Genomic DNA, 17,172 nt, shown 5'->3' with positions numbered 1-17,172 from the left:
TGTTCGACCTGAACCCGGGCGACTAGCGCTTCGAGTACTGAGGAGCCTTGCGAGCCTTCTTGAGACCGGCCTTCTTGCGCTCGATGACGCGGGCGTCGCGCGTGAGGAAGCCCGCCTTCTTGAGCGTGGCGCGGTTGTTCTCGCGGTCAATCTCATTGAGGGCGCGAGCGATCGCGAGCCGCAGAGCGCCGGCCTGGCCCGAGGGGCCGCCACCGGTGATGCGCGCGATCACGTCGTATGCGCCGCCGAGCTGCAGCACCGTGAACGGGTCGTTGATGAGCTGCTGGTGCAGCTTGTTCGGAAAGTACTGCTCGAGCGTGCGCCCGTTCACCGAGTAGGTGCCGGCGCCGGGGGTGATGCGCACGCGGGCGATGGCCTGCTTGCGTCGACCAACAGCCTGACCGCCCACCGACAAGATGGCGCGGGGCGCGGCGGTTGCGACGGGCGCAGCCGACTCGGTGGTGTACGACTCGGGAGCCGCCTCGTCGAGAGTGTTGGTGTCGTCAGAGTTCGTAACGTCTGCCACGATGTGTGTCCTTTAGCGTCTGCGCGGCCGCTACTGGGCGACCTGGTCGAGGGTGTAGGTCGTCGGCTGCTGCGCAGCGTGCGGGTGCTCAGCGCCCGCGTAGACCTTGAGCTTCTTGATCTGGGCACGGCCCAGCGAGTTCTTCGGCAGCATGCCGCGAATGGCCTTCTCGACCGCGCGCACCGGGTTCTTCTCGAGCAGCTCAGAGTAGGTCGTCGCGGTCAATCCGCCCGGGTAGCCCGAGTGGCGGTACGCCTTCTTCTGCGTCAGCTTCGAACCGGTGAGCGCCACCTTCTCGGCGTTGATCACGATGACGAAGTCGCCCATGTCCATGTGCTGGGCGAAGGTGGGCTTGTGCTTGCCGCGCAGCAGGGCGGCGGCGTGGCTGGCGAGGCGGCCCAGGACGACATCGTTGGCATCGATGACGACCCAGTTGCGCTGAACGTCAGCGGGAGTGGGGCTGAAAGTGCGCGTCACAATCACGGCTTTCGTGTCGAGTAGTTCGTGAATCCCGCTCCGGGGGGAGTTCGCGTGCAGATCGCACGAGAACGCCACGGTGGAGGGCTCAACCGGATGCCCGTCGGCGACGGACACCAAGGAGCGAGCCTAGTGCACCGCGGGCGACCGGTCAATCTGAGGGGTCTGACGAGCGGCCGAGCGGCTCGCGCCGAGCGCGGGTGAGCTGGGCACGAGCGTCGAGCTCGTCGTCAGGCGGGTACCCCACCTCAACCAGTGTGAGCCCTCGAGCGGCGACGACCGAGAACAGATTCTCGCGCCGCGCTCCCGCCAGCACGGTGTGCAGGGCAGCAGTGTCGAGTCGACCGCGGCCGACCGCGATCGCCGCCCCGACGAGCGCTCGCACCATCGAGTGGCAAAACGCATCGGCCCGCACGGTCGCGACGAGCACGCCGTGGGGGTCACGGTTCCACTCGTAGTCGAGCAGCGTGCGAATGGTCGTCGCCCCCTCGCGTGGTCGGCAGAAGGCTGCAAAGTCATGCAGGCCAGTCAGGCTGCGGCTCGCGGCATCCATCGCCTCATGATCGAGCTCGGCGGCGTGCCACAGCGTGTATCCGCGATGCCGAGGGTCATGGCCGGCCACCGCGTCGGCGATGCGGTATTCATACCTGCGCCAGACGGCAGAGAAGCGAGCGTCGAAGCCCTGGGGTGCTCTCGTGACGCGCGACACCACCACGTCGCCGCCCCGCTGCCCGACGATGCCGTTGAGTCGACGAGTGATCGACTGCTCGACGGTGCCCGCACGCCGCGACGCCGCGAGCGAGCTCCACTGCTCTGCCGTGAGGTCGCAGTGCGCGACCTGCCCAGTGGCATGCACACCGGCGTCAGTGCGACCCGCAACCACGAGACGAACGCTCGGGTCTGGCGCGCGCACGAGCGTGGCGAGGGCGTCTTCGAGCTCGGCCTGCACGGTGCGAAGCGCCGGTTGGCGGCCCCACCCCGAGAAGGCACCCCCGTCGTACGCGACGTCGAGCCGCAGCCGCACAGTCTCCACGACCGACGAGTCTACGGCTCAGCATTTGACCCGGGGGGCGCGCGGCGCGACGCTGTAACCACCATGTCTGCCGTCACCATCAGCCCGGCGCCCGGCGCGCGCCTGCCGGGCCTCGACGGGCTTCGCGCACTCGCCATCACGCTCGTGCTGGCGTATCACCTTTTTCCGGGTCTTGCGCCGGGCGGATTCATCGGTGTCGACGTGTTTCTCGTGGTCAGCGGCTATCTCATCACCGCGCTGCTCATCGCCGAGAAGCGGTCGACGGGCAGCGTGCGACTGAGGCGATTCTGGGCACGACGTGCACGGCGACTACTGCCCGCTCTCGTCGTCGTCATCGGAGTGTCGGCGACCGTCGCCGCCATCATCGGCGGTGACGTGCTCGTCGGCATTCAGTGGCAGTTGGCCGGAGCCCTCACCTTCAGCAGCAACTGGTGGTCGATCGCCAATGGAGCCAGCTACCTCGACCAGACCAGCCCCGAACTGTTTCGGCACCTGTGGTCGCTCGCGGTTGAAGAGCAGTTCTACCTGATCTGGCCCCTCGTCACGATCGCGCTGCTCGCCCTGCCGGTGCGCAGGTTGCGCATCACGCTGCCGCTCACTCTCGCGCTCGCCTCGGCCGTCGCCATGGGCATCGTCGCCGGCGACCCCGCGGTCGACCCGGCGGCCGCGTCGACGGCGTACTTCTCGACGCTCACCCACGGGTTCGGTCTGCTGCTCGGCGCCGGGCTCGCACTCGCTCGCGAGCCGCTGGCGACGGCGGCCGGTCGCGTGCGCCCCGCGGCGTGGGCGGCCGACCTCGCCGCCGCGCTCGCCGCGCTCGGGCTCGTCGCCCTCGCGATCGTGCTGTCGATCGACTCGGCCCTCACCTACCGCGGCGGGCTCGTCGCGGCCGTGCTGCTCACCGGGGTGCTCATCGTCAGCGCCGCGCACCCCACCGGAAAGGCAGCGGGGGTGCTCGACGCTCCCCTGCCGCGCTGGCTCGGCGAACGGTCGTACGGGCTCTATCTGTGGCACTGGCCGGTCATCATCGTGCTCGGTGCCGCCCTGCCCGCCATCGACCGCTGGAGCGCCGAGGCGTGGGCGCTCGGCGGCATCGCCCTGGTGATCTCGATCGCCCTCGCCGCGCTCAGCTGGCGCTTCGTCGAGCAGCCCGTGCGCGAGCGCACCCTCGTGCCCGCCTTGCGCGGAGGGGCCGGGTGGTCACGCACTCGCCGCGTCACCGTGGCTGGGCTCGCCGGCGCTCTCGTGGTCACGATGGTGGCGGGCACGGCAGCGGCCGTCGTGCGGGCACCCGAGCGCTCTCAGGCGGCCGAGTACATCGTGCTCGGTGCCCAGCACCTCGCGATTCCACCCGCGGTGCCGTTGAAGCGACCGCGCACGCCGCCCGAGATCGAACCGCCTCCGCCGGCGGGCGCCGGCATCACCGCGATCGGCGACTCTGTCATGCTCGCCTCGGCCCCGTACCTGGCCGAGCAGCTGCCCGGCATCGAGGTGCACGCGGCCGTCAGCCGGCAGATGCGCGAGGCGCCCACCATTCTCACCGCGCTCATCGACGACGATCGCCTCGGAGACGTGGTGGTCATCGGCCTCGGCACCAATGGGCCGATAGCGGCGAGCACCCTGCACCAGATCCGGCGCACCATCGGCGCCGAGCGTCGACTCGTGCTCGTCAGCGTGCAGGCCCCCCGCGGCTGGATTGCCGGAGTCAACGAGACGCTGCGCGACTTCGACGATCGGTTCAGATATGTCGTCATCGCCGACTGGCACGGCACGATCACGCCGCAGCTCGGGCTGCTGGCCCGCGACCAGGTGCATCCGGGTGCTGCGGGCGGGCGCGTCTACGCCCAACTGATCTCAGAGGCGGTGGATGCTCTGCGCGCGCTCCCCCCGCCCGACCCGCCGCCACCCGGGCCGGGAGCCCCGACGCTGCAGTGAACAGCGCGCGAGCATCCCGAGCCTGACGGCGGCGACCGTCAGACCTCGATGCGGTAGGCGACGTCGCGAGCGGTCGCGGCGAAGCCGAGCCTCGTGTAGACGCCCAGCGCACCCGTCGGGTTGTCGGTGTCGACGTCGAGCACCGCACGCTCGAGGCCGACCGCACGATAGGCCTCGAGAACATCGCTCAGCAGGGCTGCCGCGAGACCACGGCCCCGCCACCGGCGCACGGTGCCGACGAGCCCGATATAGCCAGAGCTGGCTCCGAGCCGGGGCCAGTCGTCTTCGTTCACCTCGGTCGTGACGAACCCGACCACTTCGTCGCCGTCGACCGCGAGCCGGCTCAGCTCTGACCTGAAGGTGGGCAGCTTCTGCATCGACTCCCACTGCTCGCGCGTCGAAGGCTGGCTGCCCCAGTGGTCGGCGAACGCCGCGTTCTTCGCGAGCCGGGCAGCATCGCTGCGCTCGGCCGTGAACGGCTCGACGACCACGCCCTCGGGCACGGGGCTGTGCACGGCCGGTGCCGCGAGGTCGCACTCGAGCGTCGTGAACCATCGCGCGGCGTCGAATCCGCTGCGTCGCAGCAGTGCACCGTGCTCGGGCGCGAGGTCTGCCGCGTAGCTCAGCACCCACGCGGGCAGCCGGTGGTCGTTCTCTGCGAGCTTCTGCAGCGCGCGACCCTTCTGCCACTCGAGCAGCCGTCGACCGATGCCGCGGCCGCGATGCTCGGGGTCGACACCCCCGAACAAGAAGACCCGCACGATCGACTGTGGTTCAGGAGGCTCGACCACGAGGCCGAACGCGAGCAGCAGGCCGGAGTCGTCGAAGGCCACGACCCCGTCGCGCGCGGCGTCGACCCACGAGTGCTCGAGCTCTTCTTGCAGCTCTTCGAGCGACTCGCTCCAACTCGGATGATCGCGGCGGCTCATGCGCTCAGACAGATCGGTGATGAGCACAGCATCGTCGTCGGCGAGAGGGCGCCAGTGGATGCCGTCAGGCCCGGAAGGCAGGTCGAGTTGCGCGGGGGCGACGACTCGGTCGCGCACGGGAGATGGTTCGTGGTTCACGTTGAAAAGCGTACGGCCCCCGCTCGACTGAGCGGGGGCCGTGACGCAATCGTTCGATGCAGTGCTACTTCGACTCTGCCTCGGGCTCGACGTCATCGGCAGCTGCTTCGTCGGTCGCGGCCTCGTCGGTCGCGGCCTCGTCAGCTGCGGAGTCGTCGGTGGCGGTCTCGTCAGCGACGGCCTCGTCGACCACCGGCTCGTCGTCGGTCGTGACGTCTGCCGGCTCATCGACGGGTGCCGGTGCGGCAGCCGCAGACTTCTTCGCACTCTTCGGCTTCGGGTTCACCGGCTCGAGCACGAGCTCGATGACGGCCATCGGAGCGTTATCGCCCTTGCGGTACCCGACCTTCGTGATGCGCGTGTAGCCGCCCTCGCGCTCAGCCATGAGCGGCGCGATCTCGGTGAAGAGCTCGTGCACGGCACTCTTGTCGCGAATGACCGTCATGACGCGACGGCGAGCGTGCAGGTCGCCGCGCTTCGCGAACGTGATGAGGCGCTCGGCCAGCGGACGAAGCCGCTTCGCCTTCGTCTCAGTGGTCGTGATGCGCTTGTGGGTGAACAGCGCCGTCGCCAGGTTGGCGAGCAGCAGGCGTTCGTGGGCGGGGCCGCCTCCGAGGCGGGGACCCTTCGTGGGCTGGGGCATGGTGTGAGTTCTTTCGTATCAGAGTCGGGAAGAAGCAGCGAGAGCCGTGAGGCCCTTAGCTCTCTTCGTCGTCGTAGCCGCCGTAGAAGTGAGCACCGTCGAAGCCCGGAACCGCGTCCTTGAGCGAGAGGCCCATCTCGACGAGCTTGTCTTTGACCTCATCAACCGACTTCTGGCCGAAGTTGCGGATGTTCATCAACTGCGTCTCTGAGAGCGCAACGAGCTCGCTCACCGTGTTGATGCCTTCGCGCTTGAGGCAGTTGTAGCTGCGCACCGAGAGATCGAGGTCTTCGATCGGCATCGAGAGCTCGGTCGACAGCACCGCGTCGACCGGCGCGGGGCCGATCTCGATGCCCTCGGCCTGAGTGTTGAGCTCGCGAGCGAGACCGAACAGCTCGACGAGCGTGCGACCCGCAGATGCGATCGCGTCGCGCGGGGTGATCGCCGGCTTCGACTCGACGTCGACGACGAGGCGGTCGAAGTCGGTGCGCTCACCGGCACGAGTGGCCTCGACACGGTAGGTGACCTTCAGCACGGGCGAGTAGATCGAGTCGATCGGAACCTGCCCGGCCTCGCTGAACTCGCTGCGGTTCTGCGTCGCGCTCACGTAGCCGCGGCCGCGCTCGATGGTCAGCTCGAGTTCGAACTTGGCGCTGTCGTTCAGGGTCGCGATGACGAGCTCGGGGTTGTGGATCTCGACACCGGCCGGGGCCGAGATGTCAGCGGCCGTGACCTCGCCGGCGCCCTGCTTGCGCAAGTATGCGGTTATCGGCTCGTCGTGCTCGCTCGAGACGACGAGGTTCTTGATGTTCAAGATGATCTCGGTGACGTCTTCTTTCACACCGGTGATGGTGCTGAACTCGTGCAGCACGCCGTCGATGCGGATGCTCGTCACTGCGGCACCCGGAATCGATGAGAGCAGCGTGCGGCGCAGCGAGTTTCCGAGGGTGTACCCGAACCCGGGCTCGAGGGGTTCGATGATGAAGCGTGACCGGAACTCGGAGACGCTCTCCTCGGTCAGAGTGGGACGTTGTGCGATGAGCACTGTTGATTCCTTTCGGCAAAGTGTCCGCCATATGACACTTGTGGCGCGGCGAGTGGCTGGCTCGCCGAGTGTTGAGTTGTCGTGGTTCGTGCGGTCAGCATGGAGCGCGCGTCACGCGCGCTCCGTCGCGTCTCCTGTGAACCGCGTCACAGAAAACGCCAGAAGGTCAGACCCGGCGACGCTTGGGCGGGCGGCAGCCGTTGTGCGCCTGAGGCGTCACGTCGCTGATCGAGCCCACCTCGAGCCCAGCGGCCTGCAGTGAACGGATCGCCGTCTCACGACCCGAACCGGGCCCCTTGACGAAGACGTCGACCTTCTTCATGCCGTGCTCTTGCGCCTGGCGCGCGGCCGACTCGGCGGCGAGCTGCGCGGCGAAGGGCGTCGACTTGCGCGAGCCCTTGAAGCCGACCTGACCCGATGAGGCCCAGCTGATCACTGCGCCGCTCGGGTCGGTGATCGAGACGATCGTGTTGTTGAAGGTGGACTTGATGTGAGCCTGCCCGACGGCGATGCTCTTCTTCTCTTTGCGGCGGGGCTTGCGCGCGGCCGACTTCGGTGCTGCCATGGTCTTCTCCTAAACCTGTAGATTGCGCGGGTCGCGGCGGGGCCGGACTAGCGCGCCTTCTTCTTGCCGGCGACGGTGCGCTTGGGGCCCTTGCGGGTGCGCGCGTTGGTCTTGGTGCGCTGGCCGCGCACGGGAAGGCCACGACGGTGACGGATTCCCTCGTACGAGCCGATCTCGACCTTGCGGCGGATATCGGCTGCGACCTCACGGCGCAGATCACCCTCGACCTTGAACGTGCCCTCGATGTGGTCACGCAGCGAGACGAGTTGATCGTCGGTGAGGTCTTTGACGCGCACATTGCGGTCGATTCCGGTCGCGGCAAGCGTCTGCAGCGAGCGGGTACGGCCAACGCCGTAGATGTAGGTCAAGGCGACTTCGACGCGCTTATCGCGCGGAATGTCGACTCCGGCAAGACGGGCCATGATGGCTCCTTCAGGTGAGTGGGAGGTGTGGAGCAGTGCCGGTGCCCAGGCCTCCCGCCCGGGGTGTCATCCGCTCTCGCGGAGTCTGGCACTGCCGATTCGTGTGTTCAGTTGTGAGTCTGTGTCGAGCTGCGGCTCGAGTCAGCCTTGCCGTTGCTTGTGCCGAGGGTTCTCGCAGATGACCATCACGTTGCCGTGACGGCGGATCACCTTGCACTTGTCGCAGATGGGCTTGACGCTGGGGTTGACCTTCATGGCTGTACTTTCTTTCGCTGGCCTCGTGCGCCGGGTGGTTTCCCGGGCCGTTCCTTATCCGGCAGCGAACCCTTACTTGTAGCGGTAGACGATGCGGCCACGGGTCAGGTCATAGGGGCTCAGCTCTACGATCACGCGGTCTTCAGGAAGAATGCGGATGTAGTGCTGGCGCATCTTGCCCGAGATGTGGGCGAGCACCTTGTGGCCGTTGGTCAGCTCGACGCGAAACATCGCGTTGGGCAGCGCTTCGACCACCGAGCCTTCGATCTCGATGACACCGTCTTTTTTGGCCATTGCCTCTTCGTCGCTGTAAGTGGGGTTCTCTACTGGTCGTGCGGATTCGGTGCCACTGCTGGTCGCCCCCGTCTGCACGGCGGGAGTGATGGAGACACGCCGAAGGCGTGCCGAAAGCACCAAGGGTCGAGCCTAGGTGATAAAGGCCTCTGACAGCAAGTCGGGCGCCGAGAACCGATCAGGCGGTGAAGAGGATGCCGCGCGCGGCGAGTTCTCGCTCGATGCGCTCGGTGACCTCGGCGATCTCGCCGATGCCGTCGACCTTCGCGAGCAGACCGCGCTCGGCATACACGTCGATGAGCGGAGCCGTCTGCTCTGCGTAGACCGCCAAACGGTGGCGCACGACCGATTCGTCGTCGTCAGCGCGGCCCTGGTCGAGCGCCCGCTGCTTGAGGCGCTCGACGACGACATCGGGCTGGGCGACGAGTTCGACGACGGCATCCATCGCTGCGTGGTGCTCGGCGAGGTACTCGTCGAGCGCGCGCACCTGGTCGGTTGTGCGCGGGTAGCCGTCGAGCAAGAAGCCGTCTGCCGCGTCAGGCTGCGAGAGCCGGTCGCGCACGAGGTCGTTCGTCAGGCTGTCTGGCACGTTGTTGCCGGCATCCATGAACGCCTTCGCCTTGAGACCCAACTCGGTCTCGTTGCGTAAGTGCTCTCTGAAGATGTCGCCGGTCGAGATGGCGGGCACACCCAGGGCCTGCGAGAGGCGCTGCGCTTGCGTGCCCTTGCCGGCCCCTGGCGGGCCGATGAGCAGCAGGCGGCAACTCATCGCAGCAAACCTTCGTAGTGCCGCTGCTGCAGCTGAGCATCGATCTGCTTGACGGTCTCGAGGCCGACACCGACGATGATCAGGATGCTCGCGCCACCGAACGGGAAGTTCTGGTTCGCGCCGACCATCGCGAAGGCGATGAGCGGCAGCAGTGCCACAAGACCCAGGTAGAGCGAGCCAGGCAGGGTCACGCGGGTGAGCACGTAGTCGAGGTACTCGGCCGTCGGGCGACCCGCGCGGATGCCGGGAATGAAGCCGCCGTACTTCTTCATGTTGTCGGCGACCTCTTCGGGGTTGAAGGTGATCGCGACGTAGAAGTAGGTGAATCCGACGATGAGCAAGAAGTAGACGACCATGTAGATCGGGTTGTCACCCGACACGAGGTTGTTCTGAATCCAGACGACCCACTCGGGTGCCGTCTCACCGGCGGCCGGCTGATTGAACTGTGCGATCAGCGCGGGCAGGTAGAGCAATGACGAGGCGAAGATCACGGGAACGACGCCGGCCATGTTGACCTTGATCGGAATGTAGGTGTTGTTGCCGCCGTAGGTGCGGCGTCCGACCATGCGCTTGGCGTACTGCACGGGGATTCGCCGCTGCGACTGCTCGACGAAGACGACGGCAGACATGACGAGCAGGCCGAGGGCCAGCACGAGCAGGAAGATCTCGAAGCCCTGGGCGACCGCGATGGCCCACAGTGCCGAGGGGAAGGTCGCAGCGATCGAGACGAAGATCAGCAGCGACATGCCGTTGCCGATGCCGCGCTCGGTGACGAGCTCGCCCATCCACATGATGAGACCGGTGCCCGCCGTCATGGTGATGACCATGAGCAAGATCGCGTACCACGAGTCGTTGGTGATGAGGTCGCTGCACTGGGGCACGCCGCTCGTCGTCGGGAAGAGCGCGCCGGCACGAGCGACCGTGATGAGCGTCGTCGACTGCAGCACGGCGAGGGCGATCGTCATGTACCGCGTGTACTGCGTCAGCTTCGCCTGACCCGCCTGACCCTCCTTGTGAAGAGTGTCGAAGTGCGGGATGACGACGCGCAGCAGCTGCGTGATGATCGACGCCGTGATGTACGGCATGATGCCGAGCGCGAAGATCGAGAGCTGCAGGAGTGCGCCGCCGCTGAAGAGGTTGACGAGCTGGTAGAGACCTGTCGCGCCCTGATTGCCCGCGAGGCAGATCTGCACGTTCTGGAAGTCGACGAACGGCGCGGGAATGAAAGAACCCAGACGGAAGAGGGCGACGATCCCGAGGGTGAAGCCAATCTTGCGGCGCAGGTCGGGCGTGCGGAAGATCCGCCCGATAGCTCTGAACACGAGACCTCCCGTAGAAAAACCATGAGCATCCGCCCGCCCGGCGGCGAAGGGATGCTGTGGCCCGAGTGGGCCGGACCCGCAAGCGAGGGTGGCCCCGAAGGGCCACCCGACGCTTACTGGATCGAACCGCCGGCAGCGACGATCTTCTGCTCAGCAGAGCGCGAGACCTTGTCGACGGTCACGTTGAGCTTAACCGCAATCTCACCGTCGCCGAGAACCTTGACCTTCTCGTTCTTGCGCACAGCACCCTTCGACACGAGGTCGGCGATGGTCACATCGCCGCCCTTCGGGTAGAGGGCCGCAAGAGCGGCGAGGTTGACGACCTGGTACTCGACCCGGAACGGGTTGGTGAAGCCGCGCAGCTTGGGTGCGCGCATCACCGAGTTCAGGTTGCCGCCTTCGAATCCGGGCTTGACCTGGTAGCGAGCCTTGGTTCCCTTGGTTCCGCGGCCCGCGGTCTTGCCCTTCGAGCCTTCACCGCGACCCACGCGCGTGCGCTCCTTCTTCGACCCGGGTGCCGGGCGAAGGTGGTGCACCTTGAGAACCTGAGGGCGCGCGACGTCGGCCGCTGGGGCCTTCTTCGTCGGCGCCTTCTTGGCCGGAGCCTTCGTCGCCGTTGCCTTGTCGCTCGAGTCTGCCGTGGCAGCGGGCGCCTTGGCAGCAGCGGCCTTGGTCACCGGAGCCTTGGCCGCAGCGGGCTTGCTCGCGGCCGGCTTCTTCGCGGCGGGCTTGTCGGCCGAGTCGGCTTTCGCCGCCGGAGCCTTCTTGGCCGGCGCCGAGTCGGCTGCGGTCTTGCTCGCTGCGGGCTTCTTCGCTGCGGGCTTCTTCTCAGCGGCGGGCTTGGCCGCCGCAGGCTTCTTCGCCGGCGCCTTGTCGGCGGCGGGCTTCTTCTCTTCTGCCATTAGTCAATCTCCTCGACAGTCACCAGATGGGCGACCGTGCGCACGTACCCGCGGTTCGCCGGGGTGTCTTCGCGCACGACGATGTCGCCGATGCGCTTGAGCCCGAGGCTGCGCAGCGTGTCGCGCTGGTTCTGCTTCTCGCTGATCACGGACTTGATCTGGGTCACTTTGAGCTGCGCGGCCATCACGCACCACCCTTTCCGGAAGCGGCTTCGGCGGCCAGCGCCTCAGCACGCACCAGACGCGCCGGGGCGACGTCTTCGAACTCGAGCCCACGACGAGCGGCGACGGCGCGCGGCTCTTCGAGCTGCTGCAGTGCGGCGACCGTGGCGTGCACGATGTTGATCGTGTTCGACGAACCGAGCGACTTGCTCAGCACATCGTGGATTCCGGCGCACTCGAGCACGGCGCGGACGGGACCACCGGCGATAACACCGGTACCCGCAGCGGCGGGGCGCAGCAGCACCACACCGGCCGCGGCCTCACCCTGCACAGGGTGCGGGATGGTCTGGGCGACGCGAGGAACCCGGAAGAAGTTCTTCTTCGCCTCTTCGACACCCTTCGAGATCGCCGTTGGCACCTCACGGGCCTTGCCGTAGCCGACTCCGACCATGCCGTTGCCGTCGCCGACGACCACGAGGGCGGTGAAGCTGAAGCGACGACCACCCTTCACGACCTTCGACACGCGGTTGATGGTGACAACCCGCTCGAGGAACTGGCTCTTCTCGGCATCACGCTGACCGCGGTCGCGGTTCGGGCTGCGCTCGCGGCCGCCACGACGAGCCTCGCGGGGCTCGGTGCTCGGCTCTGACGACGCCGCCGTCTCGACGGGGGCCTCTGCAGCCACGGGCTGCTCCTTCTCGATCTCGCTCACAGGTTGAGTCCGCCCTCTCGCGCTCCATCGGCGATCGCTGCGACGCGACCGGCGTATCGGTTGCCGCCACGGTCGAACACCACAGCATCCACACCGGCCTTCTTCGCGCGCTCGGCGAGCAGCTCGCCCACCTTGCGTGCCTTTGCAGTCTTGTCTCCGTCGAACGTGCGCAGGTCGCCTTCCATCGTCGACGCGCTGGCAAGGGTGTGCCCCTTGCTGTCGTCGACGATCTGAACGAACACGTGGCGCGCAGAACGCGTCACCACGAGGCGCGGACGATCGGTCGTGCCCGTGATGCGCTTGCGCAGCCGGGCGTGACGGCGGCCCTTAGCGGCCGTCTTGCTCTTTCCTCGAGTACCGAGACCCATGATTACTTCCCAGCCTTTCCGGCCTTGCGGCGCACAACTTCGCCGGCGTACCGCACACCCTTGCCCTTGTAGGGCTCTGGCTTGCGAATCTTGCGAATGTTGGCCGCGACCTCGCCGACGGCCTGCTTGTCGATACCGCTGACAGTGAGCTTGTTGTTGCCTTCGACCGTGAAGGTGATGCCCGCAGGCGGGTTCACGGTGACGGGGTGCGAGAAGCCGAGTGCGAACTCGACCCCTTCGCCCTTGGCCTGCACGCGGTAACCGGTGCCGACGACCTCGAGGCCCTTTGAGTAGCCCTGGGTGACGCCGATGATCTGGTTCGCGATGAGCGTGCGCGTGAGACCGTGCAACGAGCGCGAGTTGCGCTCGTCGTCGGGGCGCGTCACGACGACCTGGTTGTCTTCAAGGGCGACCTCGATGGGGCTCGCCACGGTGAGCGACAGCTCACCCTTGGGGCCCTTGACCGAGACGGCCTGGCCGTCGATCTTCACCTCGACACCACCGGGGATGTCGATGGGCATGCGTCCGATTCGTGACATGACGAGTTACCACACGTAGGCGAGGACTTCCCCACCCACGCCCTTCTTCATCGCCTCGCGGTCAGTCAGCAGACCGGAGGAAGTCGACAGGATGGCCACACCGAGTCCGCCGAGCACGTTCGGAATCTCGGTCGACTTCGCGTACACGCGGAGGCCGGGCTTCGAGACCCGCTTGATGCCCGCGATCGAGCGCTCGCGGTTGGGGCCGTACTTCAGCGAAAGCGTCAGCGTCGAGCCGACTCGGGCGTCTTCGACGGCCCAGTCAGAGATGTAGCCCTCGCGCTTGAGGATCTCGGCGATGTGCGTCTTCAGCTTCGAGCTGGGAAGCGACACCGACTCATGGAACGCCGAGTTGGCGTTGCGCAGTCTGGTCAGCATGTCTGCGACCGGATCAGTCATCGTCATGATGGGGTTTTCCGTTTCTCGTCCGGTTTCGACTCCCGGTACACCGGGGCCGACCTGGCCGATCGTGGCCCGTGAAGGCCGAGTGGAGTGTTACTGAGGTGCGTCGGTCGCGGTGAAGGGAAACCCGAGGGCACGCAGCAGAGCACGGCCTTCATCGTCAGTCTTCGCCGTGGTGACGACGGTGATGTCGAAGCCGCGAACGCGGTCGATCTTGTCCTGGTCGATCTCGTGGAACACGCTCTGCTCTTGAAGACCGAAGGTGTAGTTGCCGTTGCCGTCGAACTGCTTGGGGCTCAGGCCGCGGAAGTCGCGGATGCGCGGAAGCGCGAGCGACAGCAGTCGGTCGAGGAACTCCCAGGCACGGTCTCCGCGCAGGGTGACGTGAGCGCCGATGGGCATGCCCTCACGCAGCTTGAACTGCGCGATCGACTTGCGGGCCTTCGTCACCTGCGGCTTCTGCCCGGTGATCGCCGTCAAGTCTTTGATCGCGCCGTCGATGACCTTCGAATCGCGGGCAGCCTCGCCCACACCGGTGTTCACGACGATCTTCACGAGACCGGGAACCTGGTGGGGGTTGGTGTAGCCGAACTCTTTGGTCAGAGCAGCGTGGATCTCAGAGCGGTACTTCTGCTTGAGGCGCGGCTGGACCTTGTTCGCCAAGGCAGCGCCAGCCGGCGCGGCAGTTTCAGTTGACATCAGAACTTCTCACCTGACTTCTTGGCGTACCGCACACGCACGGTCTTTTTGACGCCGTTCTTCTCGACGGTCTCTTCGCGAAAACCGACGCGCGTGGGCTTCTTGGTCTTGGGGTCGACGAGTGCGACGTTCGAGATGTGAATCGGCGCCTCCTGCGTCTCGATGCCGCCCGTCTTCGTGCCGCGCTGCGTCTGGCCGACGCGAACGTGCTTGGTGACGTAGTTGACGCCCTCGACGAGGATGCGGTTCTTCTCGGCGAAGACCTCGATGACACGACCCTGCTTGCCGCGGTCTCCGCCGCGAGCCTCGGTCGCGCCCGTGATGACCTGCACGAGGTCACCCTTCTTGATGTTGGCCATGGGTTACAGCACCTCCGGTGCGAGGGAGACGATCTTCATGAACTTCTTGTCGCGAAGCTCACGGCCGACGGGGCCGAAGATGCGGGTACCGCGAGGGTCTCCGTCAGCCTTCAGGATCACGGCAGCGTTCTCGTCGAACTTGATGTACGAGCCGTCTGAGCGCCGCGTCTGCTTGACGGTGCGCACGATGACGGCCTTGACGACGTCGCCCTTCTTGACGTTGCCGCCGGGGATCGCGTCTTTGACGGTCGCGACGATCACGTCGCCCAGACCGGCGTAGCGCCGACCCGAACCGCCCAGCACGCGGATCGTCAAGAGCTCTTTGGCGCCGGTGTTGTCGGCAACCTTGACTCTGGATTCTTGCTGAAGCATTTCTTACTCCTAGTGGTCAAGCAGGCGAAGGCCTACTTGGCCTTCTCGAGAATCTCGACGAGGCGCCAGCGCTTCGTGGCGGACAGGGGGCGGGTCTCTGAGATCAGGACGAGGTCGCCGATGCCGGCGGAGTTCTGCTCGTCGTGAGCCTTGACCTTCGAGGTGCGACGGATGACCTTGCCGTAGAGCGGGTGCTTCACGCGGTCTTCGACCTCGACGACGATGGTCTTCTCCATCTTGTCGCTCGTCACGTAGCCGCGGCGCACCTTGCGGTACCCGCGTGCCGACTCGTCGCGAACGTCGTGCGCAGCCGACTCGTGGCCGGCAGCGGCCTTCTTCTCGGTCGTCGCCATCAGTTCTTCTCCTCAGTGCTGTCGGTGGGCTCAGCCGAGGCCTCGGCGTCGGCCGCGGGGGCCTTGGCCTTCGACTTCTTGGCCGGCTTCTCAGGAACCTCGAGAGGGGCGGGCGTGGCACGGATGCCCAGCTCGCGCTCGCGAATGATCGTGTAGATGCGGGCGATGTCGCGCTTGACGGCGCGCAGTCGTCCGTGGCTCTCGAGCTGACCGGTCGCGGCCTGGAAGCGAAGGTTGAAGAGTTCTTCCTTCGCCTTCTTCAGCTCGTCGACGAGTCGCTCGTCTTCAAAAGTGTCGAGCTCGACAGGTGCCAGCTCTTTCGATCCGATCGCCATTACGCGTCGCCCTCCTCGCGCTTGATGATGCGTGCCTTGAGGGGCAGCTTGTGAATGGCACGGGTCATGGCTTCGCGAGCGAGTTCCTCGCTCACACCAGCGACCTCGAAGAGGACGCGGCCCGGCTTGACATTGGCGACCCACCACTCCGGTGAACCCTTGCCCGAACCCATACGGGTCTCGGCAGGCTTCTTCGTGAGCGGACGGTCGGGGTAGATGTTGATCCACACCTTGCCGCCACGCTTGATGTGGCGGGTCATGGCGATACGCGCCGACTCGATCTGACGGTTCGTGACGTAGGCCGGGGTGAGGGCCTGGATGCCGAACTCGCCGAACGAGACCTCGGTGCCACCGGTCGCGTGACCACTCCGCTTGGGGTGGTGCTGCTTCCGGAACTTGACCTTGCGGGGAATAAGCATTGTCTCTAGCCTTCCGCTCCGGCCGCGACGGGCGCCGCGGCGGTGGCCGGGCGGCCACCATCACGACGGGGACCGCGGTCGGAATCACGACGCTCGGGGCGCGACGACTTCTGGTTCGCCTGCTCGCGAGCGAGTTCTTTGTTGGTGATGTCGCCCTTGTAGATCCACACCTTGACACCGATGCGGCCGAACGTCGTCTTGGCCTCGTAGAAGCCGTAGTCGATGTTCGCGCGCAGGGTGTGCAGCGGCACACGGCCTTCGCGGTAGAACTCTGACCGGCTCATCTCAGCGCCGCCGAGTCGACCAGACACCTGAATGCGAACACCCTTGGCGCCGGCGCGCTGAGCACCCTGGAGCCCCTTGCGCATCGCGCGGCGGAAGGCCACGCGGGCGCTCAGCTGCTCGGCGATGCCCTGGGCGACGAGTTGCGCCTCGGCCTCGGGGTTCTTGACCTCGAGAATGTTGAGCTGAATCTGCTTGCCCGTGAGCTTCTCGAGGTCGGCGCGGATGCGCTCGGCCTCTGCGCCTCGGCGGCCGATGACGATGCCGGGGCGGGCGGTGTGAATGTCGACGCGAACCCGGTCACGGGTGCGCTCGATCTCGATGCGGGCGACGCCGGCGCGGTCGAGGCTCGTGGTGAGCATCCGACGAATCTTGACGTCTTCTGCCACGTAGTCGGAATACCGCTGACCGGGCTTCGTGCTGTCAGAGAACCAGCGCGACACGTGGTCGGTGGTGATTCCGAGACGGAAACCGTAAGGATTGACTTTCTGGCCCATGACTACTTGCTCGCCTTCTTCTTGCCGGTGCTCGAGCCCGCTGCGACCAGTTCGTCGGGCGTGGCAAGCACGACGGTGATGTGGCTGGTGCGCTTGAGAATGCGGAACGCGCGACCCTGGGCTCGCGGCTGGAACCGCTTGAGGGTGGCTCCCTCGTCGACGAAGGCGCGAGACACGTAGAGGTCTTGCTCGTCGAGGAAGGTGTTCGCAGCGTCTGCCTTCACTCGCGCGTTGGCCATGGCCGACGCGACGAGCTTGTAGACGGGCTCGCTCGCACCCTGGGGCGCGAACTTCAGGATGGCAAGAGCCTCGAGGGCCTGCTTGCCGCGGATCAGGTCGACGACGCGACGAGCCTTCTGAGGCGTCACGCGGATGTGTCGCACGCGGGCGATCGACTCCACCATGTCTTTACTCCTCT

At 66.5% G+C, this 17,172-nt stretch carries 27 protein-coding genes; 1 reads left to right on the top strand and 26 read right to left on the bottom strand.

What is annotated here, in order from left to right:
• Window positions 1-22: 22 nt before the first annotated feature.
• The 3 genes from rpsI to KIT89_RS11600 form a co-directional block, all read right to left on the bottom strand.
• Entirely contained in the window at window positions 23-526 is a 504-nt protein-coding gene (gene rpsI, locus KIT89_RS11610) for a 30S ribosomal protein S9 (RefSeq protein ID WP_297601807.1), read from the bottom strand.
• A gap of 30 nt (window positions 527-556) precedes the next feature.
• Window positions 557-1,003 carry a 50S ribosomal protein L13 gene (gene rplM / locus KIT89_RS11605; protein WP_297601804.1) on the bottom strand — a complete coding sequence of 149 codons (447 nt, stop codon included), beginning with the start codon at window positions 1,001-1,003 and terminating at the stop codon, window positions 557-559.
• Window positions 1,004-1,154: 151 nt separating this feature from the next.
• Entirely contained in the window at window positions 1,155-2,027 is an 873-nt protein-coding gene (locus tag KIT89_RS11600) for a tRNA pseudouridine(38-40) synthase TruA (RefSeq protein WP_297603961.1), read from the bottom strand.
• A 72-nt stretch (window positions 2,028-2,099) separates the two neighbouring features.
• On the opposite strand from KIT89_RS11600, the gene KIT89_RS11595 reads away from it, so the two are divergent.
• Window positions 2,100-3,971 carry an acyltransferase family protein gene (locus KIT89_RS11595; protein WP_297601801.1) on the top strand — a complete coding sequence of 624 codons (1,872 nt, stop codon included), beginning with the start codon at window positions 2,100-2,102 and terminating at the stop codon, window positions 3,969-3,971.
• A 38-nt stretch (window positions 3,972-4,009) separates the two neighbouring features.
• Here the strand turns inward: KIT89_RS11595 and KIT89_RS11590 are convergent, their stop codons facing one another.
• The 23 genes from KIT89_RS11590 to rplV all read right to left on the bottom strand — a co-directional run bounded on the left by KIT89_RS11590 (window position 4,010) and on the right by rplV (window position 17,158).
• Complete coding sequence (locus KIT89_RS11590; protein WP_297601798.1) at window positions 4,010-5,038, bottom strand: GNAT family N-acetyltransferase; 1,029 nt, start codon at window positions 5,036-5,038, stop codon at window positions 4,010-4,012.
• 64 nt (window positions 5,039-5,102) lie between these two features.
• A complete protein-coding gene (gene rplQ / locus KIT89_RS11585; RefSeq protein WP_297601795.1) occupies window positions 5,103-5,681 on the bottom strand; it encodes a 50S ribosomal protein L17 in 579 nt (192 codons plus the stop codon).
• A 55-nt stretch (window positions 5,682-5,736) separates the two neighbouring features.
• Entirely contained in the window at window positions 5,737-6,726 is a 990-nt protein-coding gene (locus tag KIT89_RS11580; protein WP_297601792.1) for a DNA-directed RNA polymerase subunit alpha, read from the bottom strand.
• 166 nt (window positions 6,727-6,892) lie between these two features.
• A complete protein-coding gene (rpsK, locus tag KIT89_RS11575) occupies window positions 6,893-7,291 on the bottom strand; it encodes a 30S ribosomal protein S11 (protein ID WP_047561544.1) in 399 nt (132 codons plus the stop codon).
• Between the two features lie 47 nt (window positions 7,292-7,338).
• Window positions 7,339-7,713, bottom strand: a complete 375-nt coding sequence (rpsM, locus tag KIT89_RS11570; protein ID WP_297601789.1) for a 30S ribosomal protein S13 — start codon at window positions 7,711-7,713, stop codon at window positions 7,339-7,341.
• A 141-nt stretch (window positions 7,714-7,854) separates the two neighbouring features.
• Window positions 7,855-7,968 (bottom strand): 50S ribosomal protein L36, encoded by a 114-nt coding sequence (gene rpmJ / locus KIT89_RS11565; protein ID WP_047561540.1) that lies wholly within the window; start codon window positions 7,966-7,968, stop codon window positions 7,855-7,857.
• A 72-nt stretch (window positions 7,969-8,040) separates the two neighbouring features.
• The gene (infA, locus tag KIT89_RS11560) at window positions 8,041-8,262 is read right to left on the bottom strand and encodes a translation initiation factor IF-1 (protein WP_021759551.1); all 222 of its coding nucleotides are present in this window, start codon (window positions 8,260-8,262) and stop codon (window positions 8,041-8,043) included.
• Window positions 8,263-8,440: 178 nt separating this feature from the next.
• Window positions 8,441-9,031, bottom strand: a complete 591-nt coding sequence (locus tag KIT89_RS11555; RefSeq protein ID WP_297601782.1) for an adenylate kinase — start codon at window positions 9,029-9,031, stop codon at window positions 8,441-8,443.
• The gene (secY, locus tag KIT89_RS11550; protein ID WP_297601781.1) at window positions 9,028-10,353 is read right to left on the bottom strand and encodes a preprotein translocase subunit SecY; all 1,326 of its coding nucleotides are present in this window, start codon (window positions 10,351-10,353) and stop codon (window positions 9,028-9,030) included. The genes KIT89_RS11555 and secY overlap by 4 nt, the downstream gene beginning before the upstream one ends.
• A gap of 113 nt (window positions 10,354-10,466) precedes the next feature.
• The gene (gene rplO, locus KIT89_RS11545) at window positions 10,467-11,030 is read right to left on the bottom strand and encodes a 50S ribosomal protein L15 (protein ID WP_367275890.1); all 564 of its coding nucleotides are present in this window, start codon (window positions 11,028-11,030) and stop codon (window positions 10,467-10,469) included.
• 224 nt (window positions 11,031-11,254) lie between these two features.
• Window positions 11,255-11,440 carry a 50S ribosomal protein L30 gene (gene rpmD / locus KIT89_RS11540; protein ID WP_293170040.1) on the bottom strand — a complete coding sequence of 62 codons (186 nt, stop codon included), beginning with the start codon at window positions 11,438-11,440 and terminating at the stop codon, window positions 11,255-11,257.
• Complete coding sequence (gene rpsE, locus KIT89_RS11535; protein ID WP_293170042.1) at window positions 11,440-12,102, bottom strand: 30S ribosomal protein S5; 663 nt, start codon at window positions 12,100-12,102, stop codon at window positions 11,440-11,442. The genes rpmD and rpsE overlap by 1 nt, the downstream gene beginning before the upstream one ends.
• Window positions 12,103-12,125: 23 nt before the next feature.
• Window positions 12,126-12,497 (bottom strand): 50S ribosomal protein L18, encoded by a 372-nt coding sequence (gene rplR, locus KIT89_RS11530; RefSeq protein ID WP_297601777.1) that lies wholly within the window; start codon window positions 12,495-12,497, stop codon window positions 12,126-12,128.
• Window positions 12,498-12,499: 2 nt separating this feature from the next.
• Complete coding sequence (gene rplF / locus KIT89_RS11525; RefSeq protein ID WP_297601775.1) at window positions 12,500-13,036, bottom strand: 50S ribosomal protein L6; 537 nt, start codon at window positions 13,034-13,036, stop codon at window positions 12,500-12,502.
• A 6-nt stretch (window positions 13,037-13,042) separates the two neighbouring features.
• Window positions 13,043-13,441 carry a 30S ribosomal protein S8 gene (gene rpsH / locus KIT89_RS11520; RefSeq protein WP_297601773.1) on the bottom strand — a complete coding sequence of 133 codons (399 nt, stop codon included), beginning with the start codon at window positions 13,439-13,441 and terminating at the stop codon, window positions 13,043-13,045.
• 90 nt (window positions 13,442-13,531) lie between these two features.
• Window positions 13,532-14,137, bottom strand: a complete 606-nt coding sequence (gene rplE / locus KIT89_RS11515) for a 50S ribosomal protein L5 (protein WP_297601771.1) — start codon at window positions 14,135-14,137, stop codon at window positions 13,532-13,534.
• Complete coding sequence (gene rplX, locus KIT89_RS11510) at window positions 14,137-14,496, bottom strand: 50S ribosomal protein L24 (RefSeq protein WP_297601769.1); 360 nt, start codon at window positions 14,494-14,496, stop codon at window positions 14,137-14,139. The genes rplE and rplX overlap by 1 nt, the downstream gene beginning before the upstream one ends.
• 3 nt (window positions 14,497-14,499) lie before the next feature.
• Window positions 14,500-14,868: a 50S ribosomal protein L14 gene (rplN, locus tag KIT89_RS11505; RefSeq protein ID WP_293170054.1), complete on the bottom strand. Its 369-nt coding sequence runs from the start codon at window positions 14,866-14,868 to the stop codon at window positions 14,500-14,502.
• Between the two features lie 32 nt (window positions 14,869-14,900).
• Window positions 14,901-15,221, bottom strand: coding sequence for a 30S ribosomal protein S17 (gene rpsQ, locus KIT89_RS11500; RefSeq protein WP_297601767.1), 321 nt, complete (start codon window positions 15,219-15,221; stop codon window positions 14,901-14,903).
• Window positions 15,221-15,556 (bottom strand): 50S ribosomal protein L29, encoded by a 336-nt coding sequence (rpmC, locus tag KIT89_RS11495; RefSeq protein WP_297601765.1) that lies wholly within the window; start codon window positions 15,554-15,556, stop codon window positions 15,221-15,223. The genes rpsQ and rpmC overlap by 1 nt, the downstream gene beginning before the upstream one ends.
• Window positions 15,556-15,975, bottom strand: a complete 420-nt coding sequence (rplP, locus tag KIT89_RS11490; RefSeq protein WP_297601763.1) for a 50S ribosomal protein L16 — start codon at window positions 15,973-15,975, stop codon at window positions 15,556-15,558. The genes rpmC and rplP overlap by 1 nt, the downstream gene beginning before the upstream one ends.
• 5 nt (window positions 15,976-15,980) lie before the next feature.
• On the bottom strand, window positions 15,981-16,754 hold the full coding sequence (gene rpsC / locus KIT89_RS11485) for a 30S ribosomal protein S3 (protein ID WP_297601761.1): 774 nt from the start codon (window positions 16,752-16,754) through the stop codon (window positions 15,981-15,983).
• 2 nt (window positions 16,755-16,756) lie between these two features.
• Window positions 16,757-17,158, bottom strand: coding sequence for a 50S ribosomal protein L22 (gene rplV / locus KIT89_RS11480; RefSeq protein WP_297601759.1), 402 nt, complete (start codon window positions 17,156-17,158; stop codon window positions 16,757-16,759).
• Between the last annotated feature and the right edge of the window lie 14 nt (window positions 17,159-17,172).

Origin of the sequence: Microcella sp. (genome assembly GCF_025808395.1) — a bacterium.
GTDB lineage: Bacteria > Actinomycetota > Actinomycetes > Actinomycetales > Microbacteriaceae > Microcella.
This window is presented reverse-complemented; position numbering and strand designations above follow the sequence as displayed.

What these genes read in the sequence shown, in the direction of transcription:
- KIT89_RS11595 (WP_297601801.1), top strand. Translation starts at nt 2,100, where the DNA reads ATGTCTGCCGTCACCATCAGCCCGGCGCCCGGCGCGCGCCTGCCGGGC.
- rplQ (WP_297601795.1), bottom strand. Translation starts at nt 5,681, where the DNA reads ATGCCCCAGCCCACGAAGGGTCCCCGCCTCGGAGGCGGCCCCGCCCAC.
- rpsK (WP_047561544.1), bottom strand. Translation starts at nt 7,291, where the DNA reads ATGGCAGCACCGAAGTCGGCCGCGCGCAAGCCCCGCCGCAAAGAGAAG.
- rpsM (WP_297601789.1), bottom strand. Translation starts at nt 7,713, where the DNA reads ATGGCCCGTCTTGCCGGAGTCGACATTCCGCGCGATAAGCGCGTCGAA.
- rpmJ (WP_047561540.1), bottom strand. Translation starts at nt 7,968, where the DNA reads ATGAAGGTCAACCCCAGCGTCAAGCCCATCTGCGACAAGTGCAAGGTG.
- infA (WP_021759551.1), bottom strand. Translation starts at nt 8,262, where the DNA reads ATGGCCAAAAAAGACGGTGTCATCGAGATCGAAGGCTCGGTGGTCGAA.
- KIT89_RS11555 (WP_297601782.1), bottom strand. Translation starts at nt 9,031, where the DNA reads ATGAGTTGCCGCCTGCTGCTCATCGGCCCGCCAGGGGCCGGCAAGGGC.
- rpmD (WP_293170040.1), bottom strand. Translation starts at nt 11,440, where the DNA reads ATGGCCGCGCAGCTCAAAGTGACCCAGATCAAGTCCGTGATCAGCGAG.
- rplR (WP_297601777.1), bottom strand. Translation starts at nt 12,497, where the DNA reads ATGGGTCTCGGTACTCGAGGAAAGAGCAAGACGGCCGCTAAGGGCCGC.
- rplF (WP_297601775.1), bottom strand. Translation starts at nt 13,036, where the DNA reads ATGTCACGAATCGGACGCATGCCCATCGACATCCCCGGTGGTGTCGAG.
- rpsH (WP_297601773.1), bottom strand. Translation starts at nt 13,441, where the DNA reads ATGACGATGACTGATCCGGTCGCAGACATGCTGACCAGACTGCGCAAC.
- rplE (WP_297601771.1), bottom strand. Translation starts at nt 14,137, where the DNA reads ATGTCAACTGAAACTGCCGCGCCGGCTGGCGCTGCCTTGGCGAACAAG.
- rplX (WP_297601769.1), bottom strand. Translation starts at nt 14,496, where the DNA reads ATGGCCAACATCAAGAAGGGTGACCTCGTGCAGGTCATCACGGGCGCG.
- rplN (WP_293170054.1), bottom strand. Translation starts at nt 14,868, where the DNA reads ATGCTTCAGCAAGAATCCAGAGTCAAGGTTGCCGACAACACCGGCGCC.
- rpsQ (WP_297601767.1), bottom strand. Translation starts at nt 15,221, where the DNA reads ATGGCGACGACCGAGAAGAAGGCCGCTGCCGGCCACGAGTCGGCTGCG.
- rpmC (WP_297601765.1), bottom strand. Translation starts at nt 15,556, where the DNA reads ATGGCGATCGGATCGAAAGAGCTGGCACCTGTCGAGCTCGACACTTTT.
- rplP (WP_297601763.1), bottom strand. Translation starts at nt 15,975, where the DNA reads ATGCTTATTCCCCGCAAGGTCAAGTTCCGGAAGCAGCACCACCCCAAG.
- rpsC (WP_297601761.1), bottom strand. Translation starts at nt 16,754, where the DNA reads ATGGGCCAGAAAGTCAATCCTTACGGTTTCCGTCTCGGAATCACCACC.
- rplV (WP_297601759.1), bottom strand. Translation starts at nt 17,158, where the DNA reads ATGGTGGAGTCGATCGCCCGCGTGCGACACATCCGCGTGACGCCTCAG.